Below are 24,372 nucleotides of genomic sequence, written 5' to 3'. Positions count from 1 at the left end.
TCCTTTTTTACTGACCGGTGTAGTCTATATGGTTATCTGTAAACGTCTGATATGTCTTTTTATCGTTGCTGTTGATGGAATTGGTGAATGATACAATTACTTCACTTCTTGCACCTATCGTTACGGTCGCTGTTGCTCCTTCTGTCTCTCCGGCTTCGCCCGGCGAAACTGATATATCGCTGAGAGTATAATTGATATTGCTTAGCTCGGTGATCTCATATGTTCCGACCGGCAGCTTAACAAATTCAGAGTTCATTGTTCCTGATGACGTAAATGACATCGCAATTACTGATTCCTCTGAATTTTCAGCAGATAATGGCACACCGTTACCGTCGGCGACACGTCTTATTCGATACTGGAATGTCGGGTAGCCAACCTTTGTCCTTACTCTGTTGATAGTCTTGGATATCGTCAGTTTGTTTCCGCCTTTATATATCGCATAAACTACAAGATCATCCGCAGAATCGAGAGGTTCAGCCGTATCTGCGGCATTGAAACGGTATTTCACAATACCGTCCTCCACAGACATTCTCAGCTCCTTGCCTTCTGAATACTGCAGATCAGATATCCTTGATGCTGATGACGGTCCGACACCGAGAAATGCGTATTCCACAGGAACATCTCCGCCTGCATAGTCAAGAACCGGCGGTATCTTATAGCCGTTTCTTATCGCCTGAGATATCAGGAACTCACCATTGGAATAATATGAAGCCGTGTCCAGCGGCAGCTGACTGTTCTGCACTACGGTACCGCCGTTCAGCGTTACTTCGCTTCCGTTTATCGTAAGCGGAGGATCAAAGGGTACTAATGTTCCGCTTGAACCCTCAATACAATAAATGATGGTCGGTACTTTATAGTATACATAATAGATCTCATAATCGCCCAGAAGGTTGTCGGTATTGCCGTCCAGATACAGATCGTAAATATTATCAGAGTCTGTCAGACCGAAAGTGATACTCTCGGTATCGCTGCCCGCCACATCAATTCTTTGGTTATCATAGCTCTGTTTCTCACCGTATACTATACCTGCAAATACGTAGGAAGAATTATCCTCTGTATCAAGCAGATCTTCAGGTGAAAATCTGTCAAGCAGGGTCAATGTGCTGCCGCGTGCGATATCCGCCTTGTAATCGTTCTCTGTGTCAGTTCTGTATTCGTCATGCTCGTAATAACCATTTCCCTTTGCTATCGCAACGTGTACTTCAACAGGTGCGGACTCACGGGAATTGGTATATGTAATATTCTGTGTTGTTGGAGTTGTCGGAGCAGTATAGGTATATGTCAGCGCATCCTGGTAGATTGTACCGCCGTTTGCTGGAGACTGAGTCATCGTTGTTGTGAAATCTTCTTCAGCTTCTTGTACTATCTCTATAATCTGCTGAGTTATGATGTAAGTGGTTTTTCTGTGTTGAATTTGATGATACGTACCAATTACAAAACCCGTTCTACAATACAGCGCCTCATGATCTCCATAAGTAGCATTTTCTTGAATCATTGACTCATTTGTATTGTATAATAAGGCAAATGATTCGACTTGTTCGTTAGAGAGTTCAACTGTATTGGAAGATAATTCAACAGGAGGAGCAAAAGAAGCCTGACTACTCTGATTTGCGTAATTCTGAGAAGAAAAATGCAAATTACTGATTGCACCGCCCAAAACAGTTCCAAAACTATTGCCTCCGTATATAGATTCGCTACCATCTAAATGATGCTCTGAACCATTATCATCATAATAATATTCATCTACAGTAAATTGCTTTTCTTGTTGCTTTATCGTTACATGATAAGTAAACTTCTTATCCATATCCTCAGGGAAGCCGACGGTTTTCTCATTCAGATTCACGATAGTAGGTTGGCTTGGGTAGTATACCACATAAAGCTGAGGATCGTAACCTGCGCTTACCCATGTATTGCCATTTGTTGAATACTCGAAGCCACGCCATGTATCACGCACCCAAAGGGTCGGACGCGGTGCATTGTTAGTGTTCGACGATCCTGTGATCATATGCAGGACAGAACTGTCAGCCTGTGCAGAAAACTCATCACCTACCGCATAAGAGTAGTAGTTATTAGTGCCGAGAGTCGGATAACTGAGAGGAGTTGTCAGATTGTCAGCAATTTTATAAATACCGTTTACAGCTGCGGTAACCGGTGCAGAATTAGAAACGGCTACCTCTGTAATACTGCCGTCTGTACCCATTGCAACATATCCGATTGGCAGAACTGTGTCATAATATATCAGATAAATCTCTTCGCCGTTAGCCAGAGGTTCTTCTGTACCGTTTGCATACGTCACATACACACTGCGTTCTGCAACATTATAATAAATATCATTGATACGCTTTTCGTCCGAAACATTTCCGAGTGAATCACTGACACAGGCAAATGCGTATTTATACCCTGTTAAGCCTTCTTTTGCAGGATCAGCATATCCCTGCACATCATTGAAGGTTATCAGTTCGGTACTGTCGCTGCTGACAGTCAGATGTTCTGCATAAAGCCACGCTTCGTCCTTTAACACAAGCGTTTCATTTGACGAATCAACTGCGTGAAGCGTTATCTCCGGAAGTGTATCCCAGATCGCATACAGTGTAAGATACTGCCCGGAGCTCTCTGCTGATATTCTCTCCTGTGTAACAGGCTCCGAAAAATCAAACGGTTCATTATCCTCAACTGCCGCATACTGTGTCGTGCTCCAGTTACAGAATATACTGTCTGCTGCAACGGGAGTATAAGACGGCTCGTCGAGCATAGAGTTGATGCTGATCTCGGTATAATACTGATTTCTGGCGCTGTCCCATACATAAACATGGTCTGCTGATCCAGTCCAGTCACCACCCCAGCCTGCATCGTCGTTGTTCTTGTCGAAATACACCCTGATCTTCCACTCAGCATAAAGTATTACGGGATTATCACCTTCGGTATCAATATGATATAAATTGCTGCCTGCATCATAGTGTATGCCGCTGCCGTCAGGCTCTGTGTTCCAGCCGCCGAAAATATAATCAGTGTTACTATACGTGTAACTGAAACCTGTACCGTCACTAAGTGTGATCGGTTTATTGTTTTCAAGATTCCTTACAGTCAGTCTGCCGGCATCTACATTATACTGATACTTTTCAGAATCTGTAAGTTCTGTTTCCGTAGTCACGCCGTTATTATGGCTGACATTTTTCAGGAATGTGCCGCTGCCGTGGTCAGCTGTGGAAGTCATCGTACCGCCGTTGGCATCATATATGACTGAAGGTACGTCTATTTCCTGATACACAGCATCAAGGGTCATATATTTTCGCTCATTGCCATTTTCGTCGATCCTGGTTTCTGCGTATGCGGCATTGAACTCAAATGTTCCGCCCGGATAATAGATCGTTCCGGAAGGATCGTTCCTTAGTCTCCAGCCGATGAAATTCTTTCCTTCAGGCGCTTCAACAACAGTTCTCATTATGATGACCTGTGCTTTGTCGGCATAATCAGCAGTATCAAGGGTCTTGAACTGAGCCTCGTTCTTGTCATTTTCATCAAGAACGCCACCTGCGGGATTGTACTGGATATAGTATGTTCCTACAGCTTTCCAGTGCAGGCGCAGGAATGTGTTGCTTTCCACCGGATTATCAAAGTTATACAGCGTTTCCGCACCGCTCTGCTTATCGACCTTATACCAGCCTGCATAGCGGTAAGCACCTTCCGATAGTTCATATGTATGCTCAAAATCAGTGGCTTCCATTATATTCTGTGTATAGCCTGCGCTTCTTTCTGTTATGCTGTCCTCACGGGACTCATATTCATCTCCAAGCTGGTAGTATTCTCGGTCATAGTATTTGTAGAAATATGTACCTTCTGAAGAAGTTTCGTAGTCTCTTGTGACCTCCTTGTATTCACTGATAATGTCGCCATAGTTCACCCAGAACCACGTAGAGTAGCCGCTGTTGTCATTTCCTGTGCTCTGGAGCTCAAACTCTCCTCCGTTGGGATCAATCTCAACAAGATACCAGAGCTTCTCCCAGCCTGCGTACACCACAAGATTATGGGAAGGCATTTTTTCATATACCTGATAATGAGGGACTCCATTATTATCCTTTGTAGAATCTATCTCTGCCTGTGACGGGGTATGGAAAAACACTCTTGTCGTACAGCCGGGATCAGCAAACCAGCCCGCAAACTGTTTTCCTGTCGGAGCTTCCGGTGCATCAGGAATGAAGGATTCGGTTCTCTGCGTGTATTTGATACTCTCAGTAGCAATTATATTATTGTTTTCTGAATTATAGAACTTCAAATTATATGTATTTCTGTTATAATACATATAATTGACATTACTTTCCGTTGTCCTTCTGGTATAGCCGCCAATCGGCGCCCTATCATCTTGCGAGTAATAATTACTATTAGTATTGTTTGTTCCGACATTCCTTCCTTCTTCTCCAAAATACGGTTCAGCTAAAGTACTGTCACGATAATAACCGTCAATAGGGTGATATTCCTCATTGTAAGTTAAATATGTAAACGGATGTTGTGCGGTCTTGTACAGACCGTAGAGAAGCTGTTCGCCATTATAATTAAAATGTTTAGTAACACTATATTCACTTGCATCACTTTCATCTATTTCAACATAATAATATATCGTACCAAATGCATTTGCAGAAGTCTTATCGAAAATTACATCACTATCAGGCATGGTTTCAAGTGTTACCAATATATATTTATATATATCTGTTCTATCTGCCTTCCAATGACAATTGGCATCTCCGTCGATTGGAAAATAATCATTAATGTATGCTCCGTATAATCCTGTTATCGTTTGTATAGTAGTATTACCACTTTTGAAAGTCAAGGTATGAACATTTCTGTCATAATACACGTTCAAAACGGTCGAACCGTCTGCTGCGACTGTCTTTGCGGAATCACACGTTCTGTAATGGAATCCGGTATAATTACCGCTGCCGCCGTACCCCTGATATGTACTCGAAACCGATACGGTCGAGCCTGTCGTTGCCGACAGTCTGAAGCTCTCCGCATAGTCATATGTCTTGTCGTAATCTGCGGCATTTGCAGCGTCATTTACGTTCTGTCTCCAGATGACTACGGAATAATTCGTTGCAGCCTCTGTCCATTTTGCGTACAGCTTTGTATCTCCTGTCAGATACAGATCACCATTGTCCCATTCCATTGTATCGGGAACAGTTGCACCGCTGATAAGATTACCGTTTGCGTATGAGATCTGCATCGATGTCGCAGCACTGTCAGCATACCAGCCGCCGAATGAATAACCTGTACGTTCCGGGACAGGAAGCTGTCCGAGAGGAGTATCGACGCTTATTATCTGCATTGGTACGGAATCGGCGCCTTCAGCAATACCGCCTGTTGAAAAAGTAAGCCACGCACTCCTTTCAAATACAGGATATACATCTTTATTCACAGAGATATCATAAAAAAGCTTATTGTTTTCCGTATATCCGATCAAGGGCGCAGATTCGCCGGGCTCAACTATCTGTTCTGACCAGCCCTTAAATACCATATGTGTGTTCTCTTCTTCATCGTCATAGGTAACTTCAATGCCGTCAAGATCTATTTTAGCCGTTCCGTTTTCCAGTGTGCCACGGCGGGTTCCGACGATCGGATAGGATTCGATCTGACTGTTATACTGGTCGTGGAAGATAAGATAAACACAATCCGCATAAACTGCGCCTATCCGTACTGTTCCGCCGTCCGTAAAGTCCTGCGGATCATCAAATAACAATTCTTCATCTGTCGCGGAAAGTGCATTCTCATCACCTTCAAGTATGTACCAGCCTATAAAGGTATAGTTTGCGTCATTCGCAGGAAGCTGCGGCGGCATAAGGCTGTCAGAGTCCTTGATGATCTGCTGACATATCTGCTTTCCTGTAGTAGTCATGTAGTAATATTTTCTATAGACACCATTTGAGTCAGGAGTATAGAAAACATATGTACAAAGCTGCGGGTCGCCCTGTGATATCTCGTACAGAGAGAAGCCTGTCGCCTCAAATCTTATGGAATCTCCGTCAACTGTGAACTCAGTAACTTCCTCACGTATGCCTGCTTCATCAATATGCCACAGGTGCAGCGTGGACTCATCATATCCGCTGATAGCATTATTGGTTATCTCAACTGTTATCGGGCTTTCTTCTTTCGGCTGAAAGCTGTTGCCTACGGTATCAGTTATAGTGATATCGTATGAGCAAAGAGTGTCATCCGGTGAAGTGTCTCCGCTTTCAACGGTGACATCAGCAGAAACCGGCATCATGCCGTCAAGTGTTATCAGTTCGTCATCACTGTCACCGGGAGAGACGCTGATCTGCTGATACTTCAGGCCGTCTTCAGTTTCATCGTCTTCAGGCTCTTCACTTGTATCTGCCAGCGCTTTACTGCTGTAATTATGATATATATATTCAATGACATTGCTGAGTGCAAACGAAACAAACAGCACTGCAACAAACCAGATCATTGTATTGAATTTTTTTGTTGCCGAATGATTGATCTTTTTCATCATATCTCTCCTTCCCGTGGTGATATTGATCTGAAAACCGTAATGTACCGCAGTTCGGATACATAACATCTATCATACATATCCTGTCAGACAGGATATTGTTTTCTCTTATCATTGTTTAACAAACGCTTAATATGCTCTTTTCACTTGATTTTTCAGCCGCTTCATGGTATAATCATTAATAATACCACATCATTATCATGAAGAATCGAGGCGCTGTTATGGAAAAATCAAATAATCTTTCTTTCTCTTTACTTGCGGCTCCTTTTACAGCAGCCGGAAGTTTAACAGTAAATCCTTATGAAACGAAGGAGCATATCATATGACATCTTCTATAAAAGGAGCTGCCGCGGTCATGCTCCGCTTAATAAGCAGGATCATGCGGAAAATCCCGCTTTTTCTGTCAACACTGATTTTCCTCATTGCATTGATCGTATTCGTACTTTTCATCGCCGGGATCAGACCTTACGTTGTAAAGACAGGTTCAATGGAGCCTGCTTTCCCAGTCAACTGTCTATGCTTTGTGAACAGGAATATCCCCCTTGAAGAGATATCTGTCGGCGACGTCATTTCATTCAGCATGGGAAATGATACAGTCGTTACACACAGAGTAACATCTATTTCGGGAAAAGAGTACACTACCAAGGGAGACGCCAATCTGTCCGAAGACTCTGCACCAGTCACAGAGGGAAACTATATCGGCAAGATCATATTTATGATACCCAAAACAGGTCATATTCTCAGTTTCCTGCATACAAAGGCCGGTCTGCTTACAGCAGCTGCTGTGATCGTGCTCCTGCTGATACCAAATTTTCTTCCTGAAAAGGAAAAAAAGACAGCTTCACCCGAAAACAGTCAGGATAATTAAATCAGATATTGGGCAGCAGTGCGATATGCAGTGCTGCTCTTTTTTATTCTTTTACTTGCAAAACCATGTCTGATCGCAGATTTTACCTGTTATCATCTCACGATCACTCCGAAAAGGATCCCTCTTGCTTCCTCAAACTCAAAAGTACAGGTCGTGAGAAGAAGCAGATTCAGATCGGTCTTATCTCTGATCTCATCAGTATCATCAAGTACTGTATAATTAGCTGCCGAAAGAATATACTCAAGATACTCTTTTTTCTCGGCTTCGCTCACAAATACGGCATGATAGGCAGGTGCGGTACTCTTTGCCGTCATATAAGCAAAGAACCTTACATCGTGGTCTCCGTCCTTCAGTGTCAGAGTTCCCATGGAGTGAGACTGCAAAAATGCTTTGTCTTTATACAGATCAATGTCTGAAAACATCAGATGCCCCTCCATGTTATGAGCATACACAATGGAATTGAAGCCGTTGAAACCCGCATCACACCGATAATCAAGAAACGGACAGCCAAGCTCATAGTTGTACTGCCCGTCTACTCCATTATGCAGGTAGAAGTCATTATCTTCTCCCTGAACTATTGGAAGATCAATATTTGTATCCGGAATGTTGATCCACCCAACTATGTTATCATTTACATTTTCACATAATATAAGCGGTTCAGAGAGAGTTTCACCGGTGCTTACAGGTTTCACCTCAGTGCCGGGTCTTATCCTTTCGATTATCTCCGCTTGTTTTTTTATTGCTTCCTCACGTTGTTTTACGGGTAAACGTATATCCTCATAATACCTGTAACCGCAAAACGCGCCAAAAGCTGCAAGAAGCAATAACGCAGCCGTCAGAATTTTCGCCTTCATGCTTCTCTCTTCTTCCTTTTCTGTCTGAGCAGCAGTGGCAACATCAGCAGTATCATAAATGACACAGCCGCAATACAATACAGCCATGTGCGTCCGTTTATCGCAAGAAGACCAGTATTCGGCGGAACAAAGTCCTCATCGACCGCTGCATAGAATATCCACTTGAACTCTATATCACCGTATAAGCTGACCGGTTCGCCCTCTTCAAGCACCTGTGTTCCGTTCAGACTGACTATCCTGTGTCCGCTCTGAACATAGTCTCCGATAGCTTTATCGTTCCACACAATGCTGCATTTCAGTATATGTGAATCGCCGGGCTTGAAGTTGCCGAGATCAAGCGCGTTCTGAGTAAGGTCAATGTTTCCTTTTCCGTTGACATCTCCGTTGTAAACTTCCCTGCCGTCAAGGTAAAACTTGCATACACAGCCTTTTTCAAGGTCTATATCGCCGCTTTTCGATACAGGTTCGGTATGCAGGTAAATATTATACGCCTGATCGTCACGGAGGTTCATCAACTGAACGTCCTTAGAGTATGTCTCGCCGTAAACCATATTATCGACGTAGAAGAAATACTCACCGCTCTCGCTGTTCACCGCTCTGCCCTCGGAGTCCATTGCAGTCAGTTTTTCGGGAAGTCCCTTGACCGCGCCCTCCGGCAGGGTGACATCTGCAAAAGCATTTAAGGGATTGCATGAAAATATAAGGAGGCTTGCACTGAGTGCAGCAAATATACGCTTTAAACTCATTATACAAGCCTCCTTTATTAATTAATCAGTAATTGCTATGTTATAGAATTATTCAGAATCAGTTCCATGTAAGAGCAGTATTGATATCCTTAGGATCAGTCAGAGTAGGTGTCTTGTTAAGTTCTGATGTTGCAGCAGTTCCAAGGATCGTCTCGTTATCTTCTGCATATGTAATCTGAGCAGACTTGAGAGCAACATTGACATCAAAGTCAAACGACTTGTACATATCCTGTGTAGCACTGCCGTCGAGCTCAACTCTGTCAACCAGTTTGCTTGATGTCTCGCCGCCATCGAGGATACTTGTATAGTAGAACTTAGCTACATCGTCGCTGATCGGATTCGGGCTAAGCTGCCACTTATCAGCCTCGCCGCCGGCTGTAACAACATCATCACTAAGATAGATGTTAACCTTCAGTATTCCGTCAGATGGAGTTTCATTCAGAGCTGCTTCATATGCAGCCTGAGCAGCATTCTTAGCTGCTGAAGCTGCTGCAAGATTAGCTATTGCTGTATTAAGATTGGTGGTATCGGTGCCGCTATTAGTAGCTGCTGTGTTATAATTCCCTAAAGCAGTGTTATAAGCAGTTTGAGCATCACTTACAGCCTGATCAGCATTAGCTTTATCTGCTGTTGCATCATTCATGGCTTTGGTTGCACCGCTGCTTGCGTCACCAAGAGTATCATTCGCTGCATTAAGCTTGCCCTGCAACGAATCTGCTGTAGGTGCAGCAGATGGATCAGTACCGCCGATGAGTTTTGTTAACTCAGCTTCATAAGCTTCTTTAGCGCGTTTTTCTGCAGCTACTCTTTGATAGTAAACCTGATTTTGATCATTAGGTGTAAAATGCATAAACTCATCATATGTATAATCTGCAAGTGTAGAAGTTCCCTTGGCATTTTGATTAGATGGAGCCCATGCATTAAAGTCATTTTCAAATTGATCTCTGCCGTTTGTGGCTACTAAAGCAGCTGTTGCGTCAGTATAATTCTTTTTCAGACTGCCCGCAGTAGCAGATGATTCTGTTCCATTAGCAGCACCATACAATCTGGTCTTAGAAGCATCAACCGCTGACTGTGCCGCAGATTGTGCTGCTACAGCGTTGTTATAAGCAGCTGTTGCATTAGCCAGAGTTGCTGCAGCAGCACTCTGTGCAGCAAGAGCCGCCTGGAGATCAGCTGTCGCAGTATCCAATGCTGCCTGCTGCGTTGCTAAAGTAGCATTTGCTGCGGTACTATCAGCAGTTGCTCTTGTTACAGCTTCACTTGCTCTCTCATAAGCTGCGATAGCGTCATCATAAGCCTGAGCCTTTGCTATCAGATTATCCGCAGATGTATTTCCTGTATTGTAAGAAGCGATCAGTCTGTTATTATCAGCATCATATTCTAAATCTACAGGATTTACAACTTCTTTTACTTCTTTATAATAAGAAGCTGTAGCAGCGGAAAGAATACCGTCTGTAACCAATCCGTCATTTGCGAAATCCGGAGTTGCATCAGGAGTTACAGAGTCAAGGCTTACCTTATAATATTTACCGGCAGTGTAATAATAACCCGCATACTCAAATGTTTCAGCACGAGAAGGATTATCAACTACGATCTGTCTTCTGAATACATACAAGCCTTCTGCAGCAGGTGTGAAATCAGTAGTTGGCGGTGTGCCCTGATCGCCTGGTCTGATAACAACCTGATTTCCTAATTGATTTGTAGTATCCCCTGCAGGCTTCAATGCAAGGAATGAACCTGCTTCCATAGAATAACGCTCTTCATCTGTAAGAACAACACAATCAGCAGACCATGTGGCTTCTGACTTCTCAGTTGTGATAGTAAGAACACCTGAGATGTCTTCCTCAACAAACGCACCGATATTGCCGGTGTTTGTTGCATAAACGTCCTTGTTTACAGCCTGTCCGGGAAGCCAGTTGGCAGGCGGTGCGAATGACTCGACGATGCTTACGCCGTAATCAGCGTTAGCAGTCAAGCGGTTAGTTACTTCATCGGTTGAACTGAACCACGCGAAGGTGCTTCCCGCAATTACAGCGGCAGCTATACACAATGAAGCAATGAGAATTCGCTTTTCTTTTGAATTTTTTTTCTTCTTGGAAACGTCATTTTTCATACTCGATCCTCCTATTTTTTAGTTTTGGTTTTCTGCTTCTGTCACAACATCATTGTTCCCCTGATTGTTGTCATTTTTATTTTTCAGCTCGAAGTAATACTTCATCATTCTGAAAAATACAAACAACAGCACTATCAACGGCAGGATAAAATACCACCTGAGCTGAACAAACCTGACTATTACCCCTAATTTCGGCACGTGGAACTGAACCTTTCCGATGACCCTGTCCTCATCAATGAGGAAGGAATCCTCGTCCATGTTCGCGTCACCCTTTGTTCTGAAACAGGTTACTCCTGTGCCTTGATAGTCAGCAATCCTTTCAGTTACACGGTGGGTAAGATATGCATCACTTCCGCTTGACGGGTTGAAAGTGATGATGTCACCAGTTTGTATGTTCTTTGCATCCGAAACCTTAACAAAAACCATATCTCCACTTGAGAATTCAGGTTTCATGGAGTCAGTAAGTACAATGTAATACCTGAAACCAAACATTGACTTATTCGGACTTTTACTTGCTGCAAAGAAAATAGCGACTATAACAATAAAAATTGACAGGCAGTAAATAAATACCATTCTTACTATTGAAAATATGCGAAATCCTTTGCTGAGACTATTACCTGTCATATCTTTTGCGATTGTACTCACTTTTAGGCAAACCTCCTTCTTACAAATGTTATATCAGTACAGACTGATATTAAAATATATCTTACGCCTACATTATAACATTATGTAAATAACTTGTAAAGTGAGCAAATTAAATTAACGCACTATATTATAAAATTTTGTATAATTATACAATCAGAATACAAAAAAATTGGAATTCAAAAGAAAAAAGTTTTCTTTTTGTTTTAATTTTATTCATATTGTTTATACTGGCTGTAATGGTACAAAACAATTTTACTTCATGTTACCTTTTATATAACGGTAAACTATCAGCCGGCGTACCAACGGCAGGCTGCTGCCGTCTTCACGCTTGGTATATGGCATTTTAACCTGGAAATTACTGCCCTTCTGCTGCCCCATTTTCATATCAAGGTCAGCACACATCTTGTATCAACGCAACTCAGATTTATCATTTGCCATTAACTTAAAAACATTTTTAGCTTATGTATTCTTTAGTTATATAATACTATATCAACTAATGATAATGGTGTACTTTTTGTTAATATTTCACTATACCAATACATATTTGTAACCTTGAACAATGAACGTTATTTCAATTTGTAAATATTTACAAGAAAACACTAAGCACATATTATACCATCAGGAATGCATTATTGCACTTAAAATAAATGTATATTTTTCTTTAATAAAAAAAGGAAAGCATGATGTTTATTGCAATGTAAGGTAAAAAAGAAGGAAGGCACTATCTGTGCCTTCATTAAAATTCATTATTTGCTTATTCAGTGCTATTTCTTTGTATATGTTACGATTAGATACACTTCCGTAAGCGAAAGCAGAGTAAGACTTTTGTAAAAAGAAAGCGAGCCTGCGAGCGCCAACGTGGTTGGGCGCACAGGCTCTGTGCTGGTACGCCTGACTGGGATCGAACCAGCGCACACGGCGTCGGAGGCCGATGCTCTATCCACTGAGCTACAGGCGCATAAAAAAAAGACCTTTATAATTATAGCAAAAAGTCTTGAAATTTGCAAGTGTTTATGATATAATTATAAAAAATAAATTAGGAGGGAACGTTTTGGGGAACTATATTTATTTGATAGTTGCACAAACAGGTACAAGACCTGCACGGTTCTTCAAATTCTTAACTAAAAAGCCTTATAATCACGTTTCTCTTTCAGGCGACATGGAGCTTTCTGAAATGTACAGCTTCTGCCGTACATACAGACCATTTCCGCTGCCTGCAACATTCAATAAGGAAGTTGTGGGACAGGGTACTCTTGGTCAGTACCAGGATATTCCCTGTGAGATCTACCGTATAAGCGTATCTCCGGAACAAAAGGAAGCTTATAACAAGATAATACTGCATTTCGCACAGCACCGCAAGGTTTATTCCTATAACCTTCTCGGACTGCTTGCCGTTTATTTCAATATCGAGTGGAAACGTGAGAGGAGCTTCGTCTGTTCGCAGTTCGTAGCCTATACTATGGATAAGATAGGTATTCCTCTCGAAAAAGCCTTTTCGCTCTATACTCCCGATGATTTCAGGAGTTTTCCGGGAGCTGACCTCATTTATTCAGGCGAGCTCAACACATTCTATTATACAAGAAAAGCCAAGTTATATACATAATGATATAATGTATGCCGCTGCTCTTAGCTCGTCAGGCGACATCAGGTATGCTCCGCAATAAGCCCTGCTTTCCGGGTATATCCATGATAAGCTGAAATTACCGCTGTGACCGAGCAGCTCCACACAGGCGTTTTCTTCCTTCAGAACAAGTCCGGCAGGAACTATCCTCCTTTCACTGATCTGATTGAAGGAATTTGCGTATGAATTAATAAACATCCATGAGCCGCCGCTCAGAAGCAGGTAAAAAAATACTGCTTTCAGGGCGGCCTTTTTCTTTTTTCTGCGCATTTTTATCACCTTTTCATTGAGTTCAGCAGCTCACCGAGAGAACGTCCGAAGAGCTGCCCGGCAAACTGTGCCTGCTCCAGAGTATTTCCGTGTGAACCTACTTCAACAAGCAGACTTCCGTTGGTGAGGTCCTGATTATAGTGACGGTAATCGAACAGCACCGGACGTGTGAATCCCTCATGGTCTGATTCAAGCTTGCTCTGCAGCATACAGGCAAAATGGAAATTCTGCATATAATTCGGCATACCGAGAGTACCGTCATCGCAGCCGGAAATTATCATTATCTGTGCCGCTTCCCTGCCGTCGACCTCTATAAAAGGCTGATATGCACAATTGTCCACAGCTATGGCGTCCCTGTGAATATCGAGAACCACCTTTATGCTCGGATATTTTTCGAGTATCGGCAGGATAGTTTCGCGGCTCCGAGAGTAGGAACCGTTGTACGATGGATAGTCATGTATGTCCGTGGCATGGATAACTCCTATACCCTGCGCTTCAAGCTCCGCCTGTATAGCATTTCCCACCATTACCACATTTTTAGTCTCGTCGGTAGTCCTGTAATTGAATCCGGGATCAAAACTCTCACGCACAAAGGGCTCAAAGCTCTCGGTAGTATGAGTATGATACAGCAGTACAAGGGGCTCGTCTGTCTTTTCCACAGTGAAATTAGGATAGTACCCGCTTTCACGGATAAGCTCCTCATTCGGGATATCCGTCTTGTTATTGACCTGTCCGCCGTTTTCAAGATCAAAGAAACAGTTCCCGCTGTATTTCCCGTAGGTCATACGAACTATATCTCCCCCTGTTCCCCATACTTCCGGATATGGCTTCGTTCCCGGATCGTCAGCTCTCATGTCAAGAGGATCAGGCAGTCTGAGATATTCCCTGTCAGTGTCATTTTCATAAGCATACCCATAGCCCTCAGACAGTATATCCGCCCCCGAAAGCAGTTCGTCCTCCCGCTTTATACGGCTTATCACCTCAGGATCGGCAACTGCGCGATACGCCGCTGCTTTCCCTGTGCTTCCAGTAGTATAGGCATATTCTTCCGTAAATGCCCTCCTCATTACAGACACTTCCCTGACACCGGCAGCCGCAGTAACCGGCACAAGCACTGCCGCGATACATCTGACCGCCCCTTTTATTCTTCTGCGTTTATGGCGCGTCATATACTCACCTCTTTCTTCAGGATAAGTATATTCAGATATTAATCGCTGTATGTCCGCAAGATCTTGTCATTTTCGTGCATTTTCCGGCATATTATCCTACGAGGTGATAACGATGTACAAATGCTTTTCTCTTGACACTATCATTCGCAGGTGTATTCAGGCAGCTGCAGCGGTCCTTATATGCGCCGCTATAGTTTTTGCGGTCGGCTCTTTGTTTTCATCAGCTGCCGGCAAAAGCACTGAACCGCCTGTCCCGCTGCCTGTGATAATGTACCACAGCGTATGCCAAAAAACTTCCTCAGATTACACTGTCACTCCGGCTCAGCTTGAAAGCGACCTTGCATGGCTCAGCTCCAACGGTTTCAAAGCAGTTTCCGCCCGGCAGCTCATCTGCTATACCCAGGGAACAGGCGAACTTCCTGATAAGCCGGTTCTCATAACATTTGACGACGGCTTTTACAACAATCTCTCCCTTGCACTCCCTTTGCTCGAAAAATATGATATGTGCGGCGTTGTTTCTATTGTTGGCAGGTATACTGACGATTATGCAGCAACGGACCCCCATGCTGATGACTATTCATACCTTACTTGGGAGGACATATCCGAGCTTGCTGCCTCTGGAAGAATAGAGATCGGCAGTCATACTTATGATCTGCATTCCAGCAACGGCAGAAGACAGGGCTGCTCAAAGCTTCCGGATGAGACCGCCGACGAATACACTTCAATGCTCAGAGCGGATACAGGTCTGCTGGCAACAGAACTCAACCGGCACTGTGGGATCTTTCCTGTAGTATTCGCCTATCCCTTCGGCGCACTCAGCAGGGAAAGCCTGCCTGTACTGCGTGACAGCGGCATACTTCTGACCCTCACCTGCCGTGAGGGCATGAACCATATCACCCGTGACCCCGACTGCCTTTACGGTATATTCAGGTATAACCGAAGCGGGCTCCTTACAACAGAGGAATATATGTCTGCTCTGATGAAGGATATGCCAAAGCAATGAAAAAGCACCTCTGACTTCTATATCAGAGGTGCCATATATCTATTCTATTAATGCAGGTGCGAAACCGGATGAAATGCTTGCGCTTGTACCTGTATCAGAAGAGCTGTATTCTTTTACCTGAGCTCTGTTTTTTTCGATGAATTCCTTTGCAAAGAACTCGTCAAAGCTGTTATAGCCAAATCTTTCCCAGTACTTGTCGTATTTGGGATCTCTGTACTTCTCATACTGCTCCGGTATAGAACCGTCCCTGTCATATTCTTCGATGATCTGCGGTGCGTTGTTTAAAAAATAAATAAAATCAGGAGTTATCTTATAGAAAATATATCCCGCAAAAGCGAAAAATACAGCTGATACAAGCGAAATGATTATACCTATTACTGCAAAGACAGCTCCCTTTCTCCTGCCGGCAAGGCTGACCACAGAAAAGATAAGGCAGAGCGGAACCGTTATTATCGAAAGAAGAGTTCCGCAGATAACAAGATTGATAAGCGAGATAACAAATGAAGCTATCGCGAAACCGCTGCCCTTCTGCGGTTCAGGAAAATCATTATCCTCATCATACATTCCCCTGAATGGTCCGTCAGGGAAATATCCCCCGCCGTTATTGCCATAGCCGTAATTATTGTAACCGCCGTTGTTGTATCCGTTATTGTCGTAACCACCGTTGTTATAACCGTTATTGTTATATCCGCTGTTGTCGTAACCGCCGTTGTTATAACCGTTATTGTCATATCCGTTGTTGTCGTAACCGCCGTCATTGTGTCCGTTGTTGGGTGTAAGATCGTCCATTTTTTACCTCCGCGTAAAGCCTTTCAAAGGCTTGTTTCCCAGTTCCAGTTGCGGACCTCAAGCTCCTCAAGATTGTATGGAGTCTTTTGGTAAACGCAGTAATTGAGCCAGTTTGAAAACATAAGATTAGCTGTGCATCTCCATGAGAACACCGGCATATTATCCGGATTGTCCCCTGGGAAATAGTTATACGGTATCTGTATATCTATGCCCTTTTCAACATCACGTCTGTACTCGTTGGCTATAGTGTCCCTGTCGTACTCCGAATGACCTGTAATGAAATACTGTCTGCCGTTCTTATTGGCTACTATGTGTACTCCTGCAATATCTGACGAGGTAAGAACTTCAAGCTGTGGTATCCGCTCGATATCAGCCCTGCGCACCTCAGTATTGCGCGAATGCGGCACATAGAATATATCATCAAATCCCCTTAGCAGCTGACAGTTGCTTACCTCAGCCCTGTGGGGGAATATACCGAACATTTTATGGTCAAGAGTGTATTTGGGTATGCCGTAATGGTAGTACAGACCTGCCTGTGCAGCCCAGCATATATATATAGTGGAAAATACATGGGTCTTGGACCACTCCATTATCCTGCATATCTCATTCCAGTAGTCAACCTGCTCATAATCAAGAAGCTCTACCGGAGCGCCTGTGATTATCATACCGTCGTATCTGTCCTCGTATATCTCGTCAAAGGTCTTGTAAAAGGCTTCAAGATGATGATGCGAGGTGTTTTTTGAATTATGTGAAGCCATCTGAAGCAGATCCACATCTACCTGAAGAGGAGTATTACTGAGAAGCCTTAAAAGCTGACACTCAGTTTCTATCTTCTTTGGCATGATGTTCAGGATAACTACCTTCAGCGGACGGATATCCTGATGCTCCGCCCTCTCCTTTGACATAACGAAGATGTTCTCGTTTCCGAGAGTTTTGAAAGCAGGAAGCTCTGAAGAAATCCTTATTGGCAATCCTGATCGTTCCTTTCGTATTTATTCTTTCCTGTTGTTTTTGCAGCTCTGACAGCCATTCATGAAGCTGTCAAGATCACCGCACTGTCTGCTGTCTCCCTTTACGAAGCGCAGCTTTTTCAGTTTATCAAAGCAGCTGTCATCAAGCTCAAACAGCATACGCTTTATGCCTTTCATTACGCTTTTCAGCATCACTGACCTGACAAGCCCGTCGCAGAGCATAATATCTCCGCCGTCGTCAAGACCGTATACCACAGTTCTGTCTGTACCATAGGAATAGGCGATATAGCCTATGACCTCTCCTTTGTCGAGAGCCTCTGTTATGTGGAGCTCAGCACCGCCTGCGGCTTTTCTCAGTTCCTCATAGCCGTCGGAGCTTAATCTTTCCTGTATCTCCAGCATTTCACTTCTCCTTGCCTATAGCGTTTCGTATGGCACGGAGCTCCTCTGCAGTCAGTTCGCGGTAGCTGCCGGGCTTCAGCATACCCAGCTTCAGCGGACCGATGCTTGTACGGCGGAGCCTTGCGACTTCAAGTCCCACAGCCTCACACATCTTTCGTATCTGACGGTTCCTGCCCTCCTTTATGGTCATGAGGAGAACTACTCTGCCCTCTTCCTTGTCCTTTACGACAACAGTCGCAGGGAGAGTTTTTTTACCGTCTATCTCAACGCCCTCTGACAGCCTTACCAGCTGGTCATCATTGACAGAAGGGCGTACCGTTACGCGATAGGTCTTTGATATATGGCGGCTGGGGTGCATGATACTGTTGGCAAACTCGCCGTCATTCGTAAAGAGAAGAAGTCCCTCGGAGTTCCGGTCGAGACGACCGACTGGATATACCCTCTCTTCAACGTCAGTGAGCAGATCCATGACACACTTTCTGTCAAGTTCGTCCGAGACCGTAGTGACATAGCCTCTCGGCTTGTTCATCATAAGGTAAAGGAAGCTCCTTTTCTTCGGCATTTCAATACGTTCACCGTCAATGGTGATGAGATCCTTAATGCCGCACTTGTCACCCAGCTTTACCGGGTGACCGTTTAGCTTTACCCTGCCCTGTGCTATAAGCTCCTCTGCTTTTCTGCGGGAGCAAACGCCGCTGTCGGCGATCATTTTCTGAATCCTTATTTTTTCCACTTTTATCCTGTCCTTAACGGGAGAAATATCCCCCGAGAAATTCTTTCAGCCTTGAAAACATACCCTTTTTGCTTTTCGACTTATCCGCAGCCTTTATCTCAGCAGTTTCAGCTGCGTACAGCGGCAGCGTACATACCTCACGTCCGAGAAAGCTTATCCTCAGCTCAGCCGCTTCATCGCCCTCCCTGACGGGAGCATAGAGAAATGGCGGCCTGAGAACGGTATATGTAAAATCATCGGCATTTCCTGTCACAGTCGTGACATTACAGCTGCTTTTCCCCGGAACGAGCCGCAGCTTATCCGAAGCGGCGCCGGCAATATCTGCGCTGATATCGTCCGGAAGCTCAAGCTCAAGCTGCCTGACCGCACCGAAGCCATATTCGTATATTGCGATGTGGTCGTCCCAGTCATTGCGGCCATTGAGAGTAACACATATCAGATCCCTGCCGTCACGCCTGCAGGCAGACACAAGGCAGCGTCCCGCCTCATCGGTGAATCCGGTCTTAACACCGTAAACGCCCTCGTAAATGGAGAGCAGCTTGTTTGTATTCTTCAGCCACCTGTCATAAGGCGGACTTCCGAACCTCACTTTGATCGACTCCCGTGAACATATATCACGAAAAAGTTCATTTTTCAGAGCTTCACGGGCAAGCATAGCCATATCCGCAGCCGACGAGCCGTGTCCCTCACCCTCAAGTCCAGAGGGTGTAACGAAATAGGTCTTTGAAAGCCCAATTTTACGGGCACGTTCATTCATAAGTCCTGCAAAGGCTTCGATACTTCCTGCTATCCTTACGGCAGCGGCATTTGCCGCGTCATTGCCAGATGGCAGCAGCATACCGCAGCACAGCGCATACTTTGTGACTGTATCGCCCTCGCAGAGCCCCATTGAGGAGCCCTCCACCCTTATTGCCTGACTGTCCACAGTGAACTCGTCATAGAGCCCTCCGCTTTCAAGGCAAAGCAGAGCCGTCATTATCTTGGTAGTGCTTGCCATGGGAAGCTTTTCCGAAGCATTGCGGCTGTAGACCACCTCTCCCGTATCAGCGGAGATAAGCACTGCCGCCTTTGCGGAAATATCAGGTCCTTCAGCACCGTAAGCAGCAGTACCGCATACACATAAGACCGTCAGTAAAACTGCCGCAGATACAGATATAATTCTTTTCACAGGCACACCTCCGCATAAAAGCTATGCTAAAGGATATGCCTCATTTCAGCAGTTTATGCTCAGTTTATCGGTACAGAGCCGTCTGTGACACCGGAAGCCTTATCATCAGTGCTTCCGCTCTTCTTCTTGTTTATGAAGCCGCTTACCTTATCGATTATAGCAGGCATTTTTTCGATAGCGTTGCTGATAGGATCATTAGCGCCTTCCATATTCACCATCTTGGCTGAACCGTCAGGAGCTATAACAAGGAAGCCCTCAGGCTTTATGGAAACTCCTGCGCCTGCGCCGCCTCCGAAAAGATCCTTGTCGTACTTTGAAGGCAGATCTGAGCCGCCCGAAGCAAAACCGTAGCTCACCTTGGATACGGGGATAACGGTAGTACCGTCCGGAAGCTTTATGGGCTCGCCGATAATAGAATTTACATCAGCCATTTCCTTGATCTTTTCGATTGATATGCCCAGGAGATCACTTACAGGTGTATTGTTTGCACTCATATTTTAATACCTCACTTCTGCCTTGCGGCGGATTTTTTCATTTTACGCTTTCTGAGTTTATTTGGTAGGAATGTTTTGAAGAAATATGTTATCAGGAACCATGCTCCTGCGATAACCACTGTTCCGAGACGGAAATAAAGCTTTCCGGCTGCGTCCCACCGTCCCTTTGAAACGCCGAACTGCGGACGCACATCTATTGTTTTCAGCCTTACGGTAAAAAGCTGACTGAAAAAGGCAATGCCGTTAAATACCAGAGCGGAATACTTACCGTACTTCAGGGCGCAGTCATATGCATCGTCGTCAGCTATAACAAAGTCGATATACAGATCTTTCAGTCTGAACCCCTTGAATATTTTCAGCATCGGACGCTGAGCGCTTTCCCATATATCCACAAGAAATTCGACCTTATCGCTGAGAGCCTTTTTCTCATCACTGTCTCCGGAATTCTCCTCCTCTTCGTCCCTGAAGCTATCCTCATCGTCCTTTTTCTTCTTTTTGTCCTTCTTCTCAGCAGCTTCTTCCTCGCTGCTGTCACCTGGAACACCGTCAAAAGGAGTTCCCACAGCCGAAGACATATCGGAAACTGTTTCTGCCGGCAGCATATCCGCCTCCGGATCGTTTACAGGGATGTCGTCAAGTTCCTTTTCCCACTCGTACTTCTCCCGCTTCTTTTTCCTTTTTGCCTTTTTCTCCTTTACAGGCTTGGGTTTTTCAGGCTTCTCAGGCTTGTCCTTTTTAGCTGCTTTACGTTTTTTCCACCAGTTGTAAAGACCGCCGCCTCCGGAATCCATAATGTTTATCACCCACAGCTTCACCTTATAAGTGAATTTGCCGTCGATGTAACTGAACTCGCCGCCTGCAGGGATCATAAGTATAATAAGTATTATGCCGAGAACGGCAAGAAGTATATACAGCAGAATCTTCAGTACGATCATTCCTGCCGCTCCTTTCGTTTGTTTTTACTCCTGTGCGGAGTCTGCCATCTCCCTTTCCACGAACTCGTCCTCGGTTTCGAGAACAAGGTCGCTCTGACCGGGCAGAGGCGGAAGGTCTGCCGTTGAGCTAAGTCCGAAGCTTCTGAGGAAAACTGAAGTAGTTCTGTATACTATCGGTTTTCCGGGAACATCAAGACGTCCCGCTTCTTCAACGAGTCCTTTCTCCACAAGATTATTTATTACAGATGAGCTGTCGATACCTCTGACATTCTCCACAAAGCCCTTTGAAACGGGCTGGTTGTACGCGATTATTGTGAGAGCCTCCATTGCAGCATTTGACAGGGGCGTCGTTCTTTTTGTCTCAAGTGCCGAACGTACCTGCTCCGCATACTCCTCACGGGTACACATCTGAAAGCTGCTGTCCAGCTTCTTTATGCATATACCGCTGCCGTAATCCTCATAGCGCTCATTGAGCAGCCTTATCATGGAAGGCAGCGTTCCCGCGTCAACTCCGCTCGCCTCTGAAAGACGGTATATTTCAATAGGCTCTCCGCTTGCAAAGAGTATAGCCTCTATTGCTCCGAGCTTGTCCTTGATCTCCAAGATTTCTTCACTCCGTTCTTTCTTCCCTTGAAGAAGATCATCAGATTGTCGTCGCTTATTGTTATCCTGCCGGATCTTGTAAGCTCCAGCACTGCAAGGAAAGTAGCGACTCTTTCCGAGCGGTCGGTAACTCCGTCGTAAAGCTTGTCCATGCATACCTCTCCGGTGGTGTACAGCTCCCTGAGCACATGGACCACCTTTGACATTACCGAAACGATACGCCGCTTAACCACTGAATTGATCTTGCTCTCAACGTGCAGCTTTGCGTGCTCAGACTTTATGGTCTTCAGCGATATGGCGCTGTAGGCGATGGCAAGTCTTTCAGGCTCATGCACAAGAGTATAGGTCATGTCAGCCTTTATCTTCATAGGACTGCGAACGAATATATCTCCGCCCACATAAGCGTCCGCGAGCTGCTTTGCGGCTATCTTGCAGAGCGAATACTCAATGAGAGCGCCCTCAAGTTCCTTCTTCATCTGCTCAGCCTCTTCCGGCTGCGGCAGGAGCGAAGCTGTTTTTATATATATGAGCCTTGCAGCCATCTCCAGGAATTCTCCTGCGAGCTCAAGGTTCTGCTCGTGAGCCTGATCTATATAGAGCAGATACTGCTCCAGCAGCTTCGATATCTCGATATCGCAGATATTCAGCTTGTGCTTTGCGATAAGGCTCAGCAGCAGGTCAAGAGGTCCTTCAAAGACCTCAAGCTTGAATGATATACTTTCCATATTTCACCATGAATCCACTTACCGCCGCAGATGCCGTTACCGCAGCGATGCCGTTGATGATCGTCAAAAAATCTGTATAGGTCCCGCGCCGAAGAAAACCAGGCGGTCAAGAAGAAGTCTCCACATACTCTCAAAAAGACCAAGTAAAGAGAAGGCTCCGTCTGTTATGCTTCCCATAAAGAATATAAATATAAGGATATATCTTGACCAGACCGTTATCTTCTGATAGTTTGAAAAATACCAGCGCCTGAACTTCGGCCATGAGAACTGATAGAATATGTGGAAGCCGTCAAGGGGCGGTATTGGCAGAAGCGCTACTATACCAAAGAACAGACAGGCAAACGCCGCCCTGTATAATACTGCGCACACACACTGAAGTATGAACATATCAGGAGATATGCTCAGTAAAGCTCCTCCGATATTCCTGAGAACGATGTAAAGGAGAAAGTACGTCAAAGGCGATGCAAGAGATATGAGCGTAACATCACGCTTCATATTCTTCAGCCTTGATACATCGATATTTATCTCCTTTGACCAGCCGAAGCCGAATGCAAGTATAACCATCATACCGAAGAAATCGGTGTGCTTTCTGAAATCAAGTGAAAGCCTGCCCTCTCTTTCGGCAGTTCTGTCACCCAGCTTCTTTGCCGTCCATACCTTTGCATAGCAGGCAAGAGGCATTAAAGCGGTCAGTATGAGTCCTCTGCTCAGAAGAGCAAGAAATACTATCAATATTCTGTAAAGCATACTTTAGTAAGATCCTTTTTATAATATGCCACTAAAGGGTCCGAATTTATTCGGTATCCAGGCGACAGCCTTCCAGAGCAGGTCGCCGACCTTCTGTGTAGCGATATTGAGGGGCGAACGATCACCGGGGATAACGCTTATAAGAATAAGAAGTGCAAAGAATGCATAGTTGATCTCTCTCTGATGCTGGAATATCCAGCGGTCAAACTTCTCCGGAGTAAAGGCGCGAAGTATATTGAAGCCATCAAGAGGCGGTATTGGTATGAGGTTGAATATCGCAAGTCCGATATTGATGTAGAACAGGTAATAAAGAAGCAAAGTCACACAGCCAAGTGTAGTGAACTTGTTTCCGAAGGTATAGACCCATGCCAAAACTCCCTTTTCCGTGCAGAGTATTATAGCCAGAGCCAGTCCTGACAGAAAAGCGGCTATAAGGTTTGAGAGAGGTCCTGCAAGAGCCGTCAGAGCAAAACCTGCACGGTATTTCTTGAACCTGAGAGGATTCACCTGAACGGGCTTTGCCCATCCGAAGCCGCCGGATATCATAAGGATAGCGCCTAACGGATCAATATGCACGAATGGATTAAGGGATATCCTTCCCTGCCTCATCGCCGTATCGTCACCAAGCCATTTTGCCGTGAGAGCGTGAGCTGATTCGTGTATTGGTATTACAAGAAGAAGTGTAACTATTCTCGAAAAATATTTTAAAAATGTTTCAATATCCAAACTGCCGAACATATGAAAATCCTTTCCTGAAAGCAGAAACCTGCTTTTATTGCTGTATAGATATATACAACATATATTATACTATAAATCGCTATATATTTCAAGTAAAAAAGAATTTTTATACGTCAAAAAAAATTTTTTTAGTTTTTTTTCAAAAAACACTTGCTTTTTTTCTGATTATGTGATAAAATAATCATGTTGTATTTTTACAGGTTAGTTAAGGAGGTGCAACCTAATGGCAAAATGTGATATCTGCGGAAAGGGCGTAACCTTTGGTATCTAGGTTTC

General features: G+C 44.5%; 21 protein-coding genes and 1 tRNA gene. 3 read left to right on the top strand and 19 right to left on the bottom strand.

Annotated elements, in window-relative coordinates; translation table 11 throughout:
* Positions 1-7: 7 nt before the first annotated feature.
* Positions 8-6,499 (bottom strand): InlB B-repeat-containing protein, encoded by a 6,492-nt coding sequence (locus tag QZZ36_RS05855; protein ID WP_295078291.1) that lies wholly within the window; start codon positions 6,497-6,499, stop codon positions 8-10.
* A gap of 322 nt (positions 6,500-6,821) precedes the next feature.
* On the opposite strand from QZZ36_RS05855, the gene QZZ36_RS05850 reads away from it, so the two are divergent.
* Positions 6,822-7,367, top strand: coding sequence for a signal peptidase I (locus tag QZZ36_RS05850; protein ID WP_295078288.1), 546 nt, complete (start codon positions 6,822-6,824; stop codon positions 7,365-7,367).
* A gap of 92 nt (positions 7,368-7,459) precedes the next feature.
* On the opposite strand, the gene QZZ36_RS05845 is transcribed toward QZZ36_RS05850, so the two are convergent.
* The 5 genes from QZZ36_RS05845 to QZZ36_RS05825 all read right to left on the bottom strand — a co-directional run bounded on the left by QZZ36_RS05845 (position 7,460) and on the right by QZZ36_RS05825 (position 12,686).
* A complete protein-coding gene (locus QZZ36_RS05845; protein ID WP_295078285.1) occupies positions 7,460-8,221 on the bottom strand; it encodes a class B sortase in 762 nt (253 codons plus the stop codon).
* Positions 8,218-8,967, bottom strand: a complete 750-nt coding sequence (locus QZZ36_RS05840; RefSeq protein WP_295078282.1) for a hypothetical protein — start codon at positions 8,965-8,967, stop codon at positions 8,218-8,220. The genes QZZ36_RS05845 and QZZ36_RS05840 overlap by 4 nt, the downstream gene beginning before the upstream one ends.
* Before the next feature lie 58 nt (positions 8,968-9,025).
* Positions 9,026-11,083, bottom strand: coding sequence for a BsaA family SipW-dependent biofilm matrix protein (locus QZZ36_RS05835; protein WP_295078279.1), 2,058 nt, complete (start codon positions 11,081-11,083; stop codon positions 9,026-9,028).
* Positions 11,084-11,101: 18 nt separating this feature from the next.
* Entirely contained in the window at positions 11,102-11,728 is a 627-nt protein-coding gene (locus QZZ36_RS05830; RefSeq protein WP_295078276.1) for a signal peptidase I, read from the bottom strand.
* Positions 11,729-12,611: 883 nt separating this feature from the next.
* Positions 12,612-12,686: transfer RNA gene (locus QZZ36_RS05825), tRNA-Arg, on the bottom strand.
* Positions 12,687-12,779: 93 nt separating this feature from the next.
* On the opposite strand from QZZ36_RS05825, the gene QZZ36_RS05820 reads away from it, so the two are divergent.
* Positions 12,780-13,331 (top strand): hypothetical protein, encoded by a 552-nt coding sequence (locus QZZ36_RS05820; protein WP_295078273.1) that lies wholly within the window; start codon positions 12,780-12,782, stop codon positions 13,329-13,331.
* On the opposite strand, the gene QZZ36_RS05815 is transcribed toward QZZ36_RS05820, so the two are convergent.
* The gene (locus QZZ36_RS05815; protein ID WP_295078270.1) at positions 13,320-13,619 is read right to left on the bottom strand and encodes a hypothetical protein; all 300 of its coding nucleotides are present in this window, start codon (positions 13,617-13,619) and stop codon (positions 13,320-13,322) included. The two genes, QZZ36_RS05820 and QZZ36_RS05815, sit on opposite strands and share 12 nt — an antisense overlap.
* Positions 13,620-13,624: 5 nt before the next feature.
* Positions 13,625-14,788: a stage II sporulation protein P gene (locus QZZ36_RS05810; RefSeq protein WP_295078267.1), complete on the bottom strand. Its 1,164-nt coding sequence runs from the start codon at positions 14,786-14,788 to the stop codon at positions 13,625-13,627.
* A gap of 112 nt (positions 14,789-14,900) precedes the next feature.
* Here QZZ36_RS05810 and QZZ36_RS05805 point away from each other — a divergent pair, with 112 nt between their 5' ends.
* Positions 14,901-15,791 carry a polysaccharide deacetylase family protein gene (locus QZZ36_RS05805; RefSeq protein WP_295078264.1) on the top strand — a complete coding sequence of 297 codons (891 nt, stop codon included), beginning with the start codon at positions 14,901-14,903 and terminating at the stop codon, positions 15,789-15,791.
* 39 nt (positions 15,792-15,830) lie between these two features.
* Here QZZ36_RS05805 and QZZ36_RS05800 read toward each other — a convergent pair whose 3' ends face one another.
* From QZZ36_RS05800 to QZZ36_RS05750, 11 genes are all read right to left on the bottom strand, one after another.
* Positions 15,831-16,580, bottom strand: coding sequence for a DUF4190 domain-containing protein (locus QZZ36_RS05800; RefSeq protein WP_295078261.1), 750 nt, complete (start codon positions 16,578-16,580; stop codon positions 15,831-15,833).
* A gap of 23 nt (positions 16,581-16,603) precedes the next feature.
* Positions 16,604-17,551: a homoserine O-succinyltransferase gene (gene metA, locus QZZ36_RS05795; RefSeq protein WP_295078256.1), complete on the bottom strand. Its 948-nt coding sequence runs from the start codon at positions 17,549-17,551 to the stop codon at positions 16,604-16,606.
* Positions 17,552-17,572: 21 nt separating this feature from the next.
* Positions 17,573-17,953 (bottom strand): hypothetical protein, encoded by a 381-nt coding sequence (locus QZZ36_RS05790; RefSeq protein ID WP_295078253.1) that lies wholly within the window; start codon positions 17,951-17,953, stop codon positions 17,573-17,575.
* 1 nt (position 17,954) lies between these two features.
* On the bottom strand, positions 17,955-18,686 hold the full coding sequence (locus QZZ36_RS05785) for a pseudouridine synthase (RefSeq protein ID WP_295078250.1): 732 nt from the start codon (positions 18,684-18,686) through the stop codon (positions 17,955-17,957).
* Positions 18,687-18,699: 13 nt separating this feature from the next.
* The gene (locus QZZ36_RS05780; RefSeq protein ID WP_295078247.1) at positions 18,700-19,854 is read right to left on the bottom strand and encodes a D-alanyl-D-alanine carboxypeptidase family protein; all 1,155 of its coding nucleotides are present in this window, start codon (positions 19,852-19,854) and stop codon (positions 18,700-18,702) included.
* Positions 19,855-19,913: 59 nt separating this feature from the next.
* Positions 19,914-20,348, bottom strand: a complete 435-nt coding sequence (locus tag QZZ36_RS05775; RefSeq protein ID WP_295078244.1) for a spore germination protein GerW family protein — start codon at positions 20,346-20,348, stop codon at positions 19,914-19,916.
* 11 nt (positions 20,349-20,359) lie between these two features.
* Positions 20,360-21,283, bottom strand: a complete 924-nt coding sequence (locus QZZ36_RS05770; protein WP_295078241.1) for a hypothetical protein — start codon at positions 21,281-21,283, stop codon at positions 20,360-20,362.
* Positions 21,284-21,307: 24 nt separating this feature from the next.
* Positions 21,308-21,886 carry an SMC-Scp complex subunit ScpB gene (gene scpB, locus QZZ36_RS05765; RefSeq protein WP_295078237.1) on the bottom strand — a complete coding sequence of 193 codons (579 nt, stop codon included), beginning with the start codon at positions 21,884-21,886 and terminating at the stop codon, positions 21,308-21,310.
* On the bottom strand, positions 21,856-22,611 hold the full coding sequence (locus QZZ36_RS05760; RefSeq protein ID WP_295078234.1) for a segregation/condensation protein A: 756 nt from the start codon (positions 22,609-22,611) through the stop codon (positions 21,856-21,858). Before QZZ36_RS05760 ends, scpB begins: the two co-directional genes overlap by 31 nt.
* A 63-nt stretch (positions 22,612-22,674) precedes the next feature.
* Positions 22,675-23,358, bottom strand: coding sequence for a site-2 protease family protein (locus QZZ36_RS05755; RefSeq protein ID WP_295078231.1), 684 nt, complete (start codon positions 23,356-23,358; stop codon positions 22,675-22,677).
* A gap of 18 nt (positions 23,359-23,376) precedes the next feature.
* Complete coding sequence (locus QZZ36_RS05750) at positions 23,377-24,096, bottom strand: site-2 protease family protein (RefSeq protein WP_295078228.1); 720 nt, start codon at positions 24,094-24,096, stop codon at positions 23,377-23,379.
* Positions 24,097-24,372 lie beyond the last annotated feature (276 nt).

The organism is Ruminococcus sp., assembly GCF_016287535.1.
Taxonomy (GTDB): Bacteria; Bacillota; Clostridia; order Oscillospirales; family Ruminococcaceae; genus Ruminococcus.
This window is presented reverse-complemented; position numbering and strand designations above follow the sequence as displayed.